The organism is Peribacillus sp. NPDC046944 (genome assembly GCF_050272735.1).
Lineage (GTDB): Bacteria > Bacillota > Bacilli > Bacillales > DSM-1321 > Peribacillus.
Map to the genome: position 1 here is coordinate 345,659 of NZ_JBNNML010000002.1, position 16,516 is coordinate 362,174.

At 42.9% G+C, this 16,516-nt stretch carries 15 protein-coding genes; 9 read left to right on the forward strand and 6 right to left on the reverse strand.

Annotated elements, in window-relative coordinates:
- Positions 1–34: 34 nt before the first annotated feature.
- Positions 35–763 (reverse strand): MerR family transcriptional regulator, encoded by a 729-nt coding sequence (locus tag ACQKIC_RS04655; protein WP_427591622.1) that lies wholly within the window; start codon positions 761–763, stop codon positions 35–37.
- 342 nt (positions 764–1,105) lie between these two features.
- Here ACQKIC_RS04655 and ACQKIC_RS04660 point away from each other — a divergent pair, with 342 nt between their 5' ends.
- The 8 genes from ACQKIC_RS04660 (at position 1,106) to ACQKIC_RS04695 (ending at position 9,529) form a co-directional block, all read left to right on the forward strand.
- The gene (locus tag ACQKIC_RS04660; protein ID WP_402871971.1) at positions 1,106–3,154 is read left to right on the forward strand and encodes a carbon starvation CstA family protein; all 2,049 of its coding nucleotides are present in this window, start codon (positions 1,106–1,108) and stop codon (positions 3,152–3,154) included.
- Positions 3,155–3,173: 19 nt separating this feature from the next.
- Positions 3,174–3,377, forward strand: a complete 204-nt coding sequence (locus tag ACQKIC_RS04665) for a YbdD/YjiX family protein (RefSeq protein ID WP_402871969.1) — start codon at positions 3,174–3,176, stop codon at positions 3,375–3,377.
- A gap of 253 nt (positions 3,378–3,630) precedes the next feature.
- Positions 3,631–4,845 carry an ammonium transporter gene (locus ACQKIC_RS04670; RefSeq protein WP_402871966.1) on the forward strand — a complete coding sequence of 405 codons (1,215 nt, stop codon included), beginning with the start codon at positions 3,631–3,633 and terminating at the stop codon, positions 4,843–4,845.
- Positions 4,846–4,859: 14 nt separating this feature from the next.
- Positions 4,860–5,219: a P-II family nitrogen regulator gene (locus ACQKIC_RS04675; protein ID WP_402871963.1), complete on the forward strand. Its 360-nt coding sequence runs from the start codon at positions 4,860–4,862 to the stop codon at positions 5,217–5,219.
- 24 nt (positions 5,220–5,243) lie between these two features.
- Positions 5,244–5,420: a hypothetical protein gene (locus ACQKIC_RS04680; RefSeq protein ID WP_402871960.1), complete on the forward strand. Its 177-nt coding sequence runs from the start codon at positions 5,244–5,246 to the stop codon at positions 5,418–5,420.
- Between the two features lie 335 nt (positions 5,421–5,755).
- Complete coding sequence (locus tag ACQKIC_RS04685; RefSeq protein WP_402871957.1) at positions 5,756–6,406, forward strand: LytTR family DNA-binding domain-containing protein; 651 nt, start codon at positions 5,756–5,758, stop codon at positions 6,404–6,406.
- 130 nt (positions 6,407–6,536) lie between these two features.
- Entirely contained in the window at positions 6,537–8,063 is a 1,527-nt protein-coding gene (locus ACQKIC_RS04690; protein ID WP_402871954.1) for an acetyl-CoA hydrolase/transferase family protein, read from the forward strand.
- 359 nt (positions 8,064–8,422) lie between these two features.
- Positions 8,423–9,529, forward strand: a complete 1,107-nt coding sequence (locus ACQKIC_RS04695) for an AI-2E family transporter (protein ID WP_402871952.1) — start codon at positions 8,423–8,425, stop codon at positions 9,527–9,529.
- A gap of 56 nt (positions 9,530–9,585) precedes the next feature.
- On the opposite strand, the gene ACQKIC_RS04700 is transcribed toward ACQKIC_RS04695, so the two are convergent.
- The 5 genes from ACQKIC_RS04700 to ACQKIC_RS04720 all read right to left on the reverse strand — a co-directional run bounded on the left by ACQKIC_RS04700 (position 9,586) and on the right by ACQKIC_RS04720 (position 15,842).
- Entirely contained in the window at positions 9,586–11,004 is a 1,419-nt protein-coding gene (locus ACQKIC_RS04700) for an NAD-dependent succinate-semialdehyde dehydrogenase (RefSeq protein WP_427591621.1), read from the reverse strand.
- A gap of 284 nt (positions 11,005–11,288) precedes the next feature.
- Positions 11,289–12,557 (reverse strand): dicarboxylate/amino acid:cation symporter, encoded by a 1,269-nt coding sequence (locus ACQKIC_RS04705; RefSeq protein ID WP_402871946.1) that lies wholly within the window; start codon positions 12,555–12,557, stop codon positions 11,289–11,291.
- Between the two features lie 186 nt (positions 12,558–12,743).
- Positions 12,744–13,664 (reverse strand): ketopantoate reductase family protein, encoded by a 921-nt coding sequence (locus ACQKIC_RS04710; protein WP_427651306.1) that lies wholly within the window; start codon positions 13,662–13,664, stop codon positions 12,744–12,746.
- Positions 13,665–13,793: 129 nt separating this feature from the next.
- The gene (locus ACQKIC_RS04715) at positions 13,794–14,345 is read right to left on the reverse strand and encodes a 3D domain-containing protein (RefSeq protein ID WP_427591620.1); all 552 of its coding nucleotides are present in this window, start codon (positions 14,343–14,345) and stop codon (positions 13,794–13,796) included.
- A gap of 429 nt (positions 14,346–14,774) precedes the next feature.
- Positions 14,775–15,842, reverse strand: a complete 1,068-nt coding sequence (locus ACQKIC_RS04720) for a M20 family metallopeptidase (RefSeq protein ID WP_402871937.1) — start codon at positions 15,840–15,842, stop codon at positions 14,775–14,777.
- A 163-nt stretch (positions 15,843–16,005) separates the two neighbouring features.
- On the opposite strand from ACQKIC_RS04720, the gene ACQKIC_RS04725 reads away from it, so the two are divergent.
- Positions 16,006–16,512 (forward strand): general stress protein, encoded by a 507-nt coding sequence (locus tag ACQKIC_RS04725; RefSeq protein ID WP_402871935.1) that lies wholly within the window; start codon positions 16,006–16,008, stop codon positions 16,510–16,512.
- Positions 16,513–16,516: the final 4 nt, after the last annotated feature.

Below are 16,516 nucleotides of genomic sequence, written 5' to 3' on the forward strand. Positions count from 1 at the left end.
CACATTTTTTTTAGTTGGTCCAAAAAACTGGAACTTATCGGGTACATTCCGTTACCGAGGCAATTGCCTCATCCAAGAAGGTCAGCACATCTTCGTTTATCGGATACAAACCTGCGGAAGCGGATCCTTCCTTGGACTTTCGAATTTCCCAGAATTTCTCCTCAAGCTCTTTGTTTCCCTGAAATACCAACTCGGACAGCAGGAGGGAATCTTCGGCAATGAGCCGTCCTTCTTCCGATAAGGGGGAAACGCCCTTTTCAATGGACCATTCAATTCTCTTCATGAGATTGATCCATTGCCTCGTGCTGATATCATTTTGTTCCATTTTGGGTAGTTTATTGATGGTTTTCTGTTCTTCCTCGTTGAAGTGTGACCCTCGATTATGCTCTTTTCTTTTGAATAATGGAAGCAGTAACTCCCAATTGAATTCTCCTTCGATTTCGATACTGTTTAATAAAGTCTGGATGTTCTTTAATGTATTTTCCTCTTCTTTTATATCGGATTGTATTTGTTGTTGGTGCTGGAGAAGTAATTCTTTGAAGGATTCTTTATTCAATACGGTTTTGATATCGTCCAATGAAAAAGAAAGGGCTTTAAGCAGGCAGATTTTCTCAAGTCGCTTCAGGTCATTGGCCGAGTAATATCTGCGGCCATTGGCGTGCCTGTATTCAGGCGTTAATAATTGAATCTGGTCATAGTAACGGATGGTTCTTATCGTCACATTCGCTCGCTTAGACAATTGTCCAACGGTCAAAAATTCCATTGTCATACCTCCCATTCGTTCATCAGCTCAGGTGATGGCTAAACTTTCCTTTTTATTATAGCGGAATAGGCGATAGGAATTAAATAGGCAGTATGGAAATTAACGTTGAAAAGGTAGTCTGGATGTATTGGGGAGGAAGTCTGGGTAGTCTGAAAAAATCGTAACGGTACATGCCGTGCTATAATTTCGGCTAGTGAAGAAAACCTATTGCTTATTAACCATTAAATGACATATAATTCAGAATATATACAAAATTAACGTTGTTTAGTCATTTTAAGGAGGCTGTGGAAAACGTTCAGGCACAATGAATTGGTAAATATAATGGGGTAGGAGATGAAAAAAATGAAAGCGCTTAAATCAGTTGTTCTTTGGGGAATCATCTCTGCGTTGGGAGCTGTGAGCTTCGGTGTTGTCGCCTTAAATCGCGGGGAAAGCATTAATGCTATGTGGATTGTTACGGCTGCTCTCTGTGTCTATTCGATTGCTTATCGCTTTTATAGTAAATTTATCGCACAGAAAGTATTCGAGCTTGATGATAAACGTAAGACTCCAGCTGAATTGAATAATGATGGTAAGGACTATGTACCGACGAATAAATGGGTACTGTTTGGTCATCATTTTGCAGCGATTGCTGGGGCAGGGCCACTTGTAGGGCCTATCTTAGCGGCACAGATGGGGTATCTGCCGGGTACACTATGGCTCGTGGTGGGTGTCGTTTTGGCCGGTGCCGTACAGGATTTCGTCATTCTCTTCGGATCGATGCGCCGAAATGGTAAATCGCTTGGTGAAATGATAAAAGAAGAAATCGGTCCCGTCACAGGTTTCATTGCCATGCTAGGGATTTTTGGCATCATGGTCATTTTATTGGCCGTGCTTGCGCTAGTAGTCGTGAAGGCCTTGGTAGGAAGCCCTTGGGGGATGTTCACGATTGCTTCGACCATACCGATTGCCGTCCTTATGGGTGTTTACATGCGGTATATCAGGCCTGGACGAGTCGGGGAAGGATCCATCATCGGGATTATCCTGTTGATGCTTGCTTTGTACTTCGGACGTTTTGTAGCGGAAAGTGCAACATTGGCTCCCATGTTTACATACTCAGGTGAAACGATTGCCATCCTCTTGATTGTGTATGGTTTTGTTGCTTCTGTGCTACCGGTTTGGATGCTTTTGGCTCCGCGGGATTATCTAAGTACCTTCTTGAAAATCGGTACGATCATCGCTCTTGCGCTAGGCATCTTCATCGTCATGCCTAATCTTGAAATGCCTGCGGTCACGCAGTTCATTGATGGAACGGGGCCGGTTTTCTCGGGTAACCTATTCCCATTCTTATTCATCACGATTGCATGTGGGGCGGTGTCTGGATTCCATGCGCTCGTTTCATCGGGTACGACGCCTAAGATGATCGAACGTGAATCCCATGCGCGTCCGATCGGATATGGAGCCATGCTGACTGAGTCATTCGTGGCCATCATGGCGATGGTAGCGGCCTGCGTATTAACACCGGGTATTTACTTTGCCATTAATAGTCCGGGTGCTGTCATTGGGACGGAGCCGGCTCAGGTTGCGACGACGATATCTGATTGGGGATTTGTCTTGACGCCTGATATGATTACGGACCTTGCCGATGATGTCGGGGAGGAAACGATATTATCCCGTACTGGAGGAGCTCCCACGTTTGCGATTGGGATGGCGCATATTTTCTCACAAGTAGTCGGGGGTGCTTCCTTGATGGCGTTTTGGTATCATTTCGCGATACTATTCGAGGCATTGTTCATCTTGACGACGATTGATGCCGGTACCCGGGTGGGCCGTTTCATGATTCAAGATATTATCGGTACTTTTTATAAACCATTTGCGCAAACGAATAAATGGGTGCCGAACATCATCGCGACAGCCATTTGTGTTCTAGGGTGGGGATACTTCCTGTACCAGGGGGTCATTGATCCGCTTGGAGGAATCAATACACTATGGCCATTGTTCGGGATTGCGAATCAAATGCTATCCGCGATTGCGTTACTGCTTGGTACGACCGTCTTGTTCAAGATGGGCAAGAAAGCGTACACATGGGTCACACTTTTACCGACGACCTTTATATTAATTGCGACGATGACAGCGGGTTGGCAAAAGCTATTCCACGAAAACCCTGCAATTGGCTTTTTGGCGCATAAGGACAAATTCAAGGCTGCCTATGATGCAGGAGAGGTCCTTGCTCCGGCGGCGAATTTAGCGGAAATGAAACGAGTCATCTTCAATGATTATTTAGATGCAGCCCTTTGTGCCTTCTTTATGATCGTGGTCATCACTGTTTTGATTTCCGCGGTACGATTATGGATCAAGATCATCAAAAATGAAAAAATTGACATGCATGAATCTCCTTATATATCAAGGTGATAATGGAGGGAAGGAAACCATGTTAAAAAAAATTACCCGGATTCTTAGCTACCGAAAGCAATTCATTAGTCTACTTGTCGGAGTTCCTAGTTATGAAACGTATGTAGCCCATATGAAGCTGGAACATCCTGATAAAACGATTAAGACAAGGAAAGAGTTCTTCTGCGAAGCGCAGGACGAAAGGTATAACGCTAAGGATGGGAAGGTATCACGCTGTTGCTAGTCATATAGTTAGGAGGGGCCCTTATTATTAGGGCCCTTTTTTGCGCGGATTTTTATAAGAAGAGTATGAAACCATGTGAGGAAAGGACTAAAAAACTATTTCGTACCGTTCGTTTTCCGGTGCTTATTACATAGAATTTTCAAAAAAAGTAAATAAAATGGTTGAATTTTTTGAAAATTAAGTATATGATAAATTACATCACATAACAATGTTATATAACATAACATATTAAAAATTTAAGGGGGAAAAACAAATGCAGATGGCAGATTCGGTATTCATGTTTTTAGCGACAATGATGGTTTGGCTTATGACTCCAGGAATTGCCCTATTTTATGGAGGGATGGTAAAAAGCAAGAATGTCCTCAATACGGCAATGCATAGTTATATGCCACTCGCTGTCATTTCTATTCTTTGGGTGCTGGTTGGGTATTCATTATCCTTCTCACCAGGAAATACTCTCCTAGGCGGTCTGGATTGGGTAGGTTTAAAGGATGTCGGCTTCGCTCCTGGCCCATACAGCGACACAATTCCTCATAGTTTATTCATGCTATTCCAAATGACATTCGCAGTATTGACCGTTTCCATTATCGCAGGCGGGATCGCTGAACGAATGAAATTTTCCGCTTTCTTAATTTTCACCATTCTTTGGTCTTTATTCGTATACGCACCCGTTGCTCACTGGGTATGGGGAGGCGGCTGGTTAGCTGAACTTGGTACGCTTGATTTCGCCGGCGGTAACGTCGTTCATATCTCTTCAGGTGTTGCTGGTTTAGTGTTGGCTATCATGTTGGGGAAAAGGAAGGAATCAGGAAACAGTGCCCCGCATAATCTACCTTTAACATTCCTTGGTGGATCGTTGATCTGGTTTGGCTGGTACGGTTTTAATGTCGGCAGTGCCTTGACGATCGATGCAGTGGCGATGAATGTTTTCGTGAATACGGCTGTTGCAGCTGCGGCTGGTATCATTGGCTGGTTAATCGTTGAGTACATGACAAATAAGAAGGCAACCTTGCTTGGTGCAGTATCGGGTGCCATTTCTGGATTGGTGGCCATTACACCAGCCTGTGGGTTCGTGACGACAGCATCTTCCATCCTGATTGGGGTCATTGGCGGAGCGGTTTGTTACTGGGGTGTATTCTTCCTTAAAAACAAATTGGGCTATGATGATGCACTTGATGCTTTCGGCTTACATGGCATTGGAGGCACTTGGGGTGGAATCGCGACGGGATTATTCGCGACTACTTCGGTGAATGAAGGGGGAGCCAACGGTTTGTTCTACGGAGACTTCAACCTACTTTGGAAACAAGTTGTAGCGATTATCGCCACATATATCTTCGTGGCTGTAGTCACGTATATCATCGCAAAAGTCATTAGCTTGTTCGTTCCATTACGTGTCAGCGAAGAAGATGAAACAACGGGGCTCGATCTTACACTCCACGGTGAAAAGGCCTATCACGAATCAATTTAAAGGAGGGAATTCATATGTCTCAGGTATTGACGAAAATCGAAATCATTACGCGGCCAATCAAGTTTGAACAGTTCAAAGAGGAGTTGGCGAAGATTGGTGTCAGTGGTATCACGGTGTCAGATGCGAAAGGTACTGGGCTACAGAAGAGTTATGTCGAAACATATCGAGGCCGAAATCGGGAAATATCCTTACATGACCGAATGAAAATAGAGATTGTAGTATGTGAAGTCCCCGTACAAGATGTAGTGGATGTTGCCAGGAAATTCTTAAGCACTGGAAAACCTGGAGACGGAAAGATCTTCATCTATGAATTAGCCAATGTGGTGAATATCCGGACAGGAAAAGAAGGGCACGATGCATTAAAGAACGACTGAGGAAAACATTAAAGGAGGGGACAGATGGGCAAGTTGATTGAGATTGTTTCCAGGAAAAAGCAAAAGATCGTGACTGAACTGATATCCGAAAACATTTACCAACCTACCGACAGGTCTTATTTATTAGAATTACCATTGAAGAATTTAGAATCAATCTTACTTCTCCGAACCAATTCCCCGTCTAAAAAAGCAGATGTCTAAGTTAGGAAGCCGTTTCTTCTATAAAAAGAGGAACGGTTTTCCTGTGTTTTAGAGATAGTGGCAAACCTTTTCGGCAACGTATTTGAATAGTTTATATCCTGGAAGTGAATTTTATAATAGAAGGACGGATTTTTTATTGGTTCCACCATAGAAATTGGTGGGAGTACCCACTATAATGAAATGGGACAGGTAATTTAAATCCTGTTTTCTGGCTTTTTTCGACGATTTTCGCTTATTTACTTCCATTTTTCATTAATATGGGAAAAATCAGAAGAAAGTCCTTTTCTTTAGAGTGAAAATAATCAATCAATATGTTCTTTATGGGGTGGGGAAAAATGGATCAATTTACGGTTAAATCCGTTTTAAATATCATTAGTGAGTTTGTTCCAAAAAACGCTTCGATTGCAGTGGCTGATTCTGAGCAGTTTATCTATTATCAACCAAGCAAGCAAATCGATGTCGGGATTAAACCTGGAGATTTAATAAGTGAAGGTACGGCCGCTTTCAAGGCATTGCAGAGCCGGAAGAAAATTGCCGTTCAAGTTGAAAGTGATGTATTTGGCGTCCCGTATTATGGTTTGAGCGTTCCCATCCTGGAAGGTGAAAATCCAATGGGCGCCGTGACAGCCATCCTTCCCTCCAAGCCGTTCGTGTTGCCGACTTCCTTTTTAACCGTCAAGACGGAAGACAGATGGATTCCGCTTCCTTATGAGGAAATCATGTTTTTAGAAGCGCAAAATAGGAAGACAAGGATCCAGTCTGAACGCGTGAGTGGTTTCCATAAATTGAATTTAAGTGAATTGGAGTTCGTTTTACCAAGTGAAATGTTTATTCGGGTGCACCGTTCCTATATTGTCAACATTCATTTCATTGAGGAAATCTTGCCTGACTTTCACTCTACATTCTTGCTTGTGATGAAGGATCATTCGAAAATTCAAGTTAGCCAAACGTACGCAAGCCAGTTCCGAAGAGCACTTGGTTTTTAGAGTTTCTGTTTCGTGTAATAAAAATGCTGTTTTATGCTCCTTTTAAGGCTTTTCATTCATAAAAGAATGTGACAATTACACGTACTTGATAAAATTAGGTGTAAGAAAAGCGAAAATGGGGGTCTTTTGTATGAACGAAAGCGTTTTCAAAAAAATCCGCAATGAGCAACTTAAGGGGAAAGTTGTCACTGCAGAAGAAGCTGCTTCATGGATTAAAGATGGTATGAAACTAGGTATGAGTGGATTTACTCGTGCTGGTGATGCGAAAGTTATTCCAATGGCTCTAGTTGAAAGAGCGAAAACTGAAAAATTCAAAGTTGACGTATATACAGGTGCATCATTAGGACCTGAAGTCGACCAACATATGGCGGAAGCCGGACTCATAAATAAACGTTTACCATTCCAAGCGGATAAAGGTATTCGTAATAAAATCAATGCTGATGAAATCACTTATGTCGACCAACATCTATCTCATACGGCTGAATTAGTTCGTCAAGGGATTGTTGGACCAATCGACTTTGCTATCATCGAAGCAGTGGCTATCACAGAAGACGGATTAATCATTCCGACAACTTCTGTAGGTAACTCAGCTATCTTCGTACAAGAAGCGAAGAATGTCATCATCGAATTAAACGTGTCTCATCCAGAAGGATTAGAAGGCATGCATGATATATATTTACCAGCTCAACAAGGTGAGCGCCAACCGATTCCATTGACGAGTGCAAGTGATCGTATTGGTTCGATCGGTATTCCTGTTGATCCTGAAAAAGTGAAAGGGATTGTTGTGGCAACAGTTACGGATGCACCTTCTACAATCGTGCCTCCTGATGAAGAGACTGCTGTCATGGCCAATCACCTTACTAACTTCCTTCGCGAAGAAATCAAGGCTGGTCGTTTAACTGAATCGCTTGCACCACTTCAATCAGGTGTAGGTTCCGTTGCAAACGCCGTATTGAATGGTTTAATTGATTCTGAATTCAAAGATTTAGAAGTATACTCTGAAGTGTTACAAGATGCAGTATTCGATCTTATCGATGCTGGAAAAGTTAAATTCGCTTCAGGTTGCTCCATTACTTTGGCTGAAGAAAAAGGTAAGCAAGTATATGGCGAACTTGATAAATATCGTGATAAACTCGTTCTTCGTCCACAAGAAATTTCTAACCATCCGGAAGTCATCCGTCGTCTTGGATTGATTTCTATCAACACTGCGTTAGAATGTGACATTTACGGAAACGTAAATTCAACACATGTTTCTGGTACAAGAATGATGAATGGTATCGGTGGTTCTGGAGACTATGCTCGTAATGCACGCTTGGGTATCTTCGTAACGAAGTCCTATGCAAAAGGCGGCAAAATCTCAAGTATCGTTCCTTTCGTATCTCACGTTGACCACACTGAGCATGATGTGGATGTTATCGTTACAGAACAAGGTTACGCTGATTTACGCGGTCTAGCACCAAAAGAACGTGTACATGCAATCATTGAAAACTGTGCACATCCGGATTACCGTCAACAACTTCGTGATTATTTCAACGAAGCTGTCGCTCTAACTGGTGGACACCAAACACCGCATGTTCTTGAAAAAGCATTCTCTTGGTATACAAACCTTGCCAAGAACGGTACAATGCTTGAAGCTACTCTTCAAGATCAAAAATAAGATGATGGACCCCGCTCATTGCAGCGGGGTTTTTTTGTTTGCTGAGATGGGGTTTGACCAATAAAGTGCTGGATTTGACCGATAAATAGGTTGAATAGACCGATAAAAGCCATGTTTGACCGATATATTGATCGTTTTGACCGATAAAAGGGTTTCCCGCTCTAAAAGACTGCCTTGAGAAGGATGATTTTTTACCAATGTAAATCCTGGGATTCATTGAAATAAATTTTATACAGAATTTTACGTTGTGGTAATGGAAGTATGGTAAACTTCTATCAATGATAGGTAGCATTATAAAATTTTACATACATAATGGATTATCACTTTAGAAAAAGAAGAGTTATATAGGAGGAGATAACTTGTTCAAGGCTAAACTGCATTTTTGGACATTAGAGCTATTGCTATTGTCCGTGTTATTTTATGTAGGGACGAAGATTTCGTTTCTTTTTGAACCAATCGTGATTTTCACTTCAACTTTGTTCTTTCCGATACTCATTTCCGGTTTTCTTTATTTCTTGTTCAATCCGACGGTCGATTTGCTCGTGAAAAGGAGAGTGCCGAGGGGATTGGCGATTTTACTGCTGTATGTAATATTCCTTGGTTTAGTAAGTTTATTGGTCGGTCTTGTCGGCCCGTCCCTTTCACGTCAGGTCACGGATTTGATCAATAACCTTCCTGATTATTTTAATCAATCCAGAACGTTCATCGAAGATTTATCCAAATCAAGATGGTTCATGTGGACGATGGAACAGGATTATGTGTCTTTGAAAGAAGTGGGAGATTCCCTTCAAAGATACTTGACGGACCTACCGGGCAATATTACTAAAAGTCTGTCTTCTGTATTCAGCGTTGTCACGAATATAACGTTGGTAGTCGTAACGGTTCCATTCATCCTGTTTTATATGTTGAAGGATGGCGATAAGCTACCAAGCTCCATCATGAAATTTGTACCGGTCCGTTATCACAAACCGGCATTATCCGTTCTTAAGGAAACGGGAGAGACCCTTACGACATACATACAGGGGCAAATGCTAGTCTGCTTGTTTGTTGGAATTGGGACGTTCGTGGGGTATTTAATCATTGATTTGCCTTATGCCTTCCTGTTTGCATTGATAGGTGCCGTTACCAATATCATTCCCTATGTCGGCCCATTTATTGGAGCCGCTCCTGCAGTGATCGTGGCCTTGATTCATTCGCCGACACAGGCGCTTTTGGTCATAGTGGTCATCACGATTGTTCAGCAGTTGGACGGTAATGTCATTTCACCGCTGGTCATCGGGAAAAAGCTAAATACGCATCCGTTAACCATCATCATCCTTTTATTGGTTGCGGGAAACATCGCAGGCATCATTGGGATGATCCTGGCTGTACCGACTTATTCCGTCATTAAAACGATTGTATTGAATATCGTTAAGTTCATCAGGATCAGGAAAGAGGAAAAACTCGGGGAAGATTTAATTGAATGAAAAAACGGGATCGACTCTTTGAGAGTTGGTCCCGTTTTTTTTGTACCAATATTTGATTATAGGCCTAGTGAAATATATTTGACCTCTAAAAACTCTTCAATCCCATGATGTCCGCCTTCGCGGCCAAGCCCACTTTGCTTGAATCCGCCGAATGGTGCCTGTGGAACGGAAGGGAGGCCATCGTTCAAGCCGACGATCCCGAATTCCAGGGCTTCGGTGACTTTAATGCCCCTTGAGATGTTCTCGGTGAAGACGTATGCTGCCAGCCCGAAAATCGAGTCGTTTGCACGTTGTACCGCTTCTTCATCTGTCTTGAAGGAAGCAATCGGTGCTAGTGGTCCGAATGTTTCTTCATTCATGCAAAGCATGCTATCGCTGACGTTGGAAAGGATGGTCGGTTCAAGGAAGAGTCCGCCAATCGATTTCCCACCAGCTTCGAGTTTGGCTCCGCTATTGATGGCTTCGTCAATTTGCTTTTGTACCTTTTCGACTGCACTTTGGTCAATAAGAGGTCCGATGTCGACGCCTTCTTCCAAACCGTTGCCCACTTTCAGTTCGTTCACTTTGGCAACAAGCTTCTCGATGAAGACGTCCTGGATGGATTCATGAACATAAATGCGGTTTGAACACACGCATGTTTGTCCGGCGTTCCGGAATTTCGAACTAATGATGCCCTCAACGGCTTTATCGAGGTCGGCATCTTCCAGAACGATGGCGGGAGCGTGGCCACCCAGCTCAAGCGATATCTTCTTCACGGTTTCGGCAGAGCCCTTCATTAAAGTTTTCCCGACTTCCGTTGAACCAGTGAAGGTCAATTTGCGAATCCGGGTATCTTGAAGCCAAGATTCGCCGATTTCCGATGATTTACCTGTCACTACATTGATGACACCTTTTGGAATGCCTGCTTCTTCAGCCAATTCGGCCATTTTCAAAGCTGTAATCGGCGTCAGATTCGCCGGTTTAATGACAACGGTACAGCCGACGGCAAGTGCGGGTGCCACTTTTCGCGTAATCATCGCCGCCGGGAAATTCCATGGGGTAATGACGGCTACGACCCCGACTGGTTGTTTGGTTACAAAAAGTCGCTTATTCGTAGTGGAAGCAGGTATCGTTTCCCCATACACCCGTTTTCCTTCTTCGGCAAACCAGGATAAAAATCCATTCGCATAGTTCATTTCCCCAAGGGCTTCTTTCAATGGTTTACCTTGTTCCTCTGTCATGATTCTAGCCAGTTCTTCTTTATTGTCGTCGATCAATTTATGCCATTTCCAGATCAAATCCGCACGTTCATAAACCGAGAGGGCAGCCCAATCAGTAAAGGCCGCATAAGCTGCATCGGCAGCTTTGGCTGCTTCCGTGGCTCCTCCTTTTGGGACAGTGGCGACAATTTCATCGGTTGCCGGGTTTTTCACTTCGATTTTTTCAAGTCCGTGATCGGACCATTCCCCATTAATGTATAATCCGTAATCTTTCATGATAAAACCTCCCGTTTTGTATCATTTTGTTCTTTATTTAGAGTGAATGTCTATAAGCTAATATCATCTGCTATATAAAAGTATAAACACTTTTCGGGAAATCTTAAATGAATATGATTGATAAGTTTTAAGAAATGATGGTGGGTTCAGTCAATAGGGACAATAAAACGGAGTGAAGAAGTGTTTCAAGGGACAGTAAGGAAGTAAGAATGCATATGGAAAAGAGGATAGATGCGGGCAGAGAGTTCTGCTTCCCATCTATCCTCTTTCTTAGTGTCCGTTCTTCATCGATCTGTGGAGGCGGCTACTTCATCCAAATTGTTGTAGTTTGAATGAGTTGGATCAAATTCGCCTTCTGTTTTAGAAATGACAACTGTAGCAACACTGTTTCCGATCAGGTTCGTGATGGCACGAGCTTCCGACATGAAGCGGTCGACTCCTAAAAGAAGTGCCATGCCTTCAACAGGAATCATCGGGAAAGCAGCCAATGTTGCCGCAAGGGTGATGAAACCGGACCCTGTTACACCTGCAGCCCCTTTAGATGTTAGCATCAGGATTCCAAGAAGGGTTATTTCCTGCCAGATGCTTAAATCCACGCCATAAGCTTGGGCGATGAAAATGGCTGCCATCGACAGGTAAATCGATGTGCCATCAAGGTTAAAGGAATAACCGGTCGGTACGACCAGCCCGACCACGGATTTTGAACATCCGTAATTCTCAAGTTTCTTCATCACACTTGGCAATGCGGATTCCGAAGAAGAAGTTCCCAATACCAATAGAAGTTCCTCTTTTAAATAAGCGATGAATTTGAAAATGTTGAAGCCATAGAATTTTGCGATGCCCCCAAGGACGATGATGATGAATAACGCCATGGTAATATATACGCTAGCCATTAATTGTCCTAAAGAACTTAGAGAACCAAGCCCGAACTTACCGATGGTATAGGCCATGGCCCCAAATGCCGCCAGCGGTGAAAACTTCATGATGATCCCAACGATGCCGAAGAAAATATCCGCTATATGTTGTAAGAAGGAGACGACAGGTTGTACTTTTGGTCCGATCATTGCCATGGAGATACCGAACAAGACGGCAAAGAACAGAATAGGAAGCAAGTCTCCACCGGCCATTGCAGCGACAGCATTGTCCGGGATGATATTGGAGATAAAGGCTATGGCACCGTGTTCTGTTTCCTCAGCAGCGGTTGTATATTGCGATACATCTCCGCCTTCCACTGAATCGATGTTAAATCCTTTACCCGGTCCTAACAGGTTGACCACGATAAGACCAATCGCAAGGGCAACGGTGGAAACGATTTCGAAGTAAAGGAGGGCTTTCCCACCGATACGACCCACTTTCTTCATGTCACCCATGCCGCCAATGCCGATAACGACGGTTAAGAATATGATGGGTGCGATGACCATTTTTATCATTTTAATAAACAAATCAGCTAAGATTTTCAGCTGTTCACCGAAAGCAGGGAATAAGAAACCGACTGTAATACCGAGAATGATACCTATGATGACTTGGACAGTTAGATTTTTTAATAGTTTCATACTGTATTCTCCTTTGTTATATGATAGCGCTTTCTTTAATTAACTATAGTGTAACAGAAGGAAGAGTCAGAATATTCTTTTGGTGATATTGTTCTTTTTGGTCTTTTTGGTCTTGGAAAGTGAGAGAGAGGGAGAAGAGAGGAGGAACAAGAAAGCACCAGTTTTAAAACTGGTGCCTAAGAAAAATCATTGTTCAAAAGGCTTGATGAGTGCGTAGAGGGTTTCAATCACAGGAAGTTGGATATGGGCATTTTTGGCGAGCCTTAGGGCACCCCCTTGTAAATGCTCGACTTCAAGGGATTGATTTTTCCGACGGTCCTGATGCATGGAGGAGGTAGCTTCGTCGGGTAAAGCCGCTATGTCCTCCAGTGCCTGAGCGACATTCCTTTCCGTCAATCCAATGCCATGAGCGTTAGCGAGCATCTGCATTTCCACAAGCGCCTTTTCCAGTACCCGGTTCGTTTCTGGATAGTTGCGTATGGTCCCTATGGGAAGATTGGATGCTGTTGTCACGCCGGAGAAAGCAGTAATGAACATATATTTAATCCATAGACGAATTAAGATGTTTTCTGTCCTGCTTGCTCCCATGATGGCTGAACTAACTGCTTGTTCAAACTCATCGCAGATCTCTTGTTGAGAGGGATGAAGCGGGCCATAAATTAAGTCATGGTTCCGGTTAGAGTGTACGACATGGCCTTTTTCGTTTAAGGTAGCGATAATGAAGGCACTTCCCCCTATGACGTTCGCTTCGCCCAGTTCATCCTGAAGTATGGAGATATGCTCGAGTCCATTTAAAAGGGGAAGAACCTTTGCCCCTTTATCGACCAGGACCTTCAAGTCAGGCAGCGCCCCTCTCAGGTGGAACCCTTTTACCGTTAGGAGGACCAAGTCAACTTGTTGTATGTCATGTACGTCCTCTGTGAATTGAAGTTCGTTAAACTCATAGTTTCCATGAGGGCTTGTTATGTTCAACCCTTGCTCTCTCAATTGTTGGGCTCGGTTTTTACGGACGACGAATTGAACCTGTTGTCCTGCTTGCTGTAGTCTACCTCCATAATAGGAACCAAGTGCACCGGCTCCGATAACGACTATCTTCAATATGTACACCTCGCTTCTGATTGATGGACCAATCATACCATTAGCTGAATTTTCAGTAAATATGAATGGTGAAATAATGACTATAAAAGAAAAAAAGGCAAAAAAAAACAGCCTGAATTGTTACAAGCTGATTACTTTTTATTGATAGACTTTCACTTTTACTGTTTTTCTGCCCCAGTTAAGAGCTTTTGTTTTAGAAGAATAGAAGACGTCGATTTTTTTTCCTTTAATCGCACTGCCTTTATCTGCTGCTACGGCATCTCCGTAACCTTCTACATGAACTTTTGTTCCTAGTGGAATGACTTTAGGATCGACAGAAATAGCTTTGACTTTAGGGTTTTTCTTCAGGTTAAGGCCAGTTGCCGTAATCCCGCTGCACCCTTTGCAGTTCGCTGTATAGGCTGTAGCATTGACTGTGATAGTTTTATATTTCTTTGATGCTTTTTTTGCTTTGGGTTTTGCCTTCGTTACAGTTTTCTTAACTTTTAAAACTTGTTTTGGTTTAATATGATCTTTTTTAAGGTTGTTCCAACTCTTTAGTTGATTGACCGTTATGTTATGTTTACTCGCGATGCCCCATAGTGTGTCACCACTTTTAACTTTATATGTAGTAGTAGCAGCTGATGAAACTCCGGAAAAACTAAATACCAGGAAGAAAGCAGTGATAATAGGAAGTAGTATTTTTTTCAATTAATATTCTCCTTTGTTTTAAAGCGTAGACTTAGAATAACAGGTCTATATGACAATAATGTTTCGGTGGCATAGTAATTGTGTTACAAAAACATTTCATTGAAAAATAAACTAGGTAAAAGGAATAATATTAATTTGAACTTTTATCACGAAATACTTCATAATTTTCTATAAAATTTGGAAGATTACTTGATTTCATAATGTATTTTGTATGAATATGGAAAAATAAGCGGAAAAAGTATGGGCTTAAAAGCCTACTTTATGGTTTTGTCATTTTAAGAGGATATGACGAGTCATTTTTGAAAGAAAAGGCTGTCAATTATATGGGAAGAAGAGAACTTTCCGTTTTAAGAGGTTAGAAGTGACGTTCATGATGGATTCTTCTATAAAAAGAAGCCGATAGATGGACATATCGGCTTCCTTCTATACTTATTTTTGTAAAATGAATTCAGAGGCAAAATCAACGAGCATTTTTTGATAGACTTCGACGGATTCGAGATTGACGCATTCCCGGTCACCATGCCAATTCTCCCCTTTTGGACCGAATTCGATGGCTGGGATGCCGTACGCTGCAAAGAAGATGGTGTCAGCGGAGCCATGTTGACCGAAGACGACCGCTTCCTGTTTCGTGTTCTTTTCGATAATCGGACGGAGTAGGGTGATGTAAGGATCGTTTTCTTCCGTATTAACGGGTTTACTATACATGTTAATATGGACGTTCTTGCCTACCACGGTTTCGATTTGCTCGACGATTTCCTCCATTGTCTGGGTTGGAAGATAACGAATATCGAGACTGAGTAAACAAGCATCCGGTACTTTATTGTACACATCTCCGCCCTTTATTTTTGCGAGATTGAGAGAGGGGGAAGCGTAAAGGGGGGTATGTTCCCGTGTGAAAGGAAGGTCCTTGATTTTTCTATAGATATCATAGGCCTTTTCGATGGCATTGACACCTTCCCATGGACGGCTTCCATGTGCGGATTTACCGGAAACTTCGATATCGAGGCGAAGGGAGCCCTTAGCCTGTAGGCCGATGCCTAACTGCGTGGGTTCTGCACAGATGACGAAATCGCCTCGATATCCATGCTTCGCTAGGTAGCCGGAGCAGTTCAAGCCCCCGATTTCCTCATCGGAAACGATTTGTAGCTGGATTTTCAACCCTAAGTCCCTATCTTTCAATTCGGCGAAGGCGCACATCATACCTGCAACCCCCGCTTTCATATCGGCCGTTCCACGGCCATATAAATTCCCTTCATGCACCTCGGGGAAGAATTGATTAGGCGTCCCGCTCACTACATCAACATGGCCATTCCATATCAATGTTTTTTCTCCACTCCCGATTTCGCTAACGAGCATTTTGTACCCGTTATTTTCAATCACATCCACAGTCAATCCCTGGCCCTTAAGCCAACCGGCACAGAAATCCACTGCTTCATTGGCCCCTTCTTTGGAGGAACTGTCAATGGAGACTAAATCTTTCAGTAAATCGATAAGCATTAAAAAAAACCCTCCTATAAGTATGCAAACTATAATTTTATATACCCTTATAAATGGGCTTGAACCATAAATCTTTTCCGGTGGAAATGTGTTTAGTGCTTTGGATTCCGGGGGTATGTAAAGAGGGAGCGACAAACAACATTCTTTAAGGAGGATGATAGATATGGATAAACGTATAATTGGAGTTTATGATACTGGATCAGAGGCCATTCAGGCAGTTGAGGCATTACAGGCTCAAGGATATACTCAAGATGATATTTCGGTGGTTGCTAAAGATAAAGAAGAACTTAGAACGGTGAAAAAAGAAACAGGAACGAAAGTAGAGGAAGGGCTTGCTACTGGAGCTGCCACTGGTGGAGTTTTAGGCGGAACAGCTGGATTCTTAGCGGGAATCGGTGCTTTGGCCATTCCAGGAATCGGACCGGTACTTGCGGCTGGACCGATTGCAGCTACATTAGCTGGTGCGGCAGTAGGAGCTGGTACAGGTGGTTTGGCCGGTACATTGATTGGCCTCGGTATCCCTGAGCGTGAAGCCACTCAATATGAATCGGATGTTAAGAATGGGAAACTGCTTGTATTGGTGGATGCCGATGCGAAAAGGGGTAACTCTTCATACACAGGTATTACGGAAACGGATGAAACGCTTACGAATAGAAGAAGACCACTTTAATTTA

Bases quoted from the DNA above. Each gene is read 5' to 3' on its own strand.
- ACQKIC_RS04675 (WP_402871963.1), top strand. From the start codon at position 4,860: ATGTCTCAGGTATTGACGAAAATCGAAATCATTACGCGGCCAATCAAG.
- ACQKIC_RS04665 (WP_402871969.1), top strand. From the start codon at position 3,174: ATGTTAAAAAAAATTACCCGGATTCTTAGCTACCGAAAGCAATTCATT.
- ACQKIC_RS04685 (WP_402871957.1), top strand. From the start codon at position 5,756: ATGGATCAATTTACGGTTAAATCCGTTTTAAATATCATTAGTGAGTTT.
- ACQKIC_RS04655 (WP_427591622.1), bottom strand. From the start codon at position 763: ATGGAATTTTTGACCGTTGGACAATTGTCTAAGCGAGCGAATGTGACG.
- ACQKIC_RS04680 (WP_402871960.1), top strand. From the start codon at position 5,244: ATGGGCAAGTTGATTGAGATTGTTTCCAGGAAAAAGCAAAAGATCGTG.
- ACQKIC_RS04670 (WP_402871966.1), top strand. From the start codon at position 3,631: ATGCAGATGGCAGATTCGGTATTCATGTTTTTAGCGACAATGATGGTT.
- ACQKIC_RS04720 (WP_402871937.1), bottom strand. From the start codon at position 15,842: ATGCTTATCGATTTACTGAAAGATTTAGTCTCCATTGACAGTTCCTCC.
- ACQKIC_RS04690 (WP_402871954.1), top strand. From the start codon at position 6,537: ATGAACGAAAGCGTTTTCAAAAAAATCCGCAATGAGCAACTTAAGGGG.
- ACQKIC_RS04660 (WP_402871971.1), top strand. From the start codon at position 1,106: ATGAAAGCGCTTAAATCAGTTGTTCTTTGGGGAATCATCTCTGCGTTG.
- ACQKIC_RS04700 (WP_427591621.1), bottom strand. From the start codon at position 11,004: ATGAAAGATTACGGATTATACATTAATGGGGAATGGTCCGATCACGGA.
- ACQKIC_RS04705 (WP_402871946.1), bottom strand. From the start codon at position 12,557: ATGAAACTATTAAAAAATCTAACTGTCCAAGTCATCATAGGTATCATT.
- ACQKIC_RS04725 (WP_402871935.1), top strand. From the start codon at position 16,006: ATGGATAAACGTATAATTGGAGTTTATGATACTGGATCAGAGGCCATT.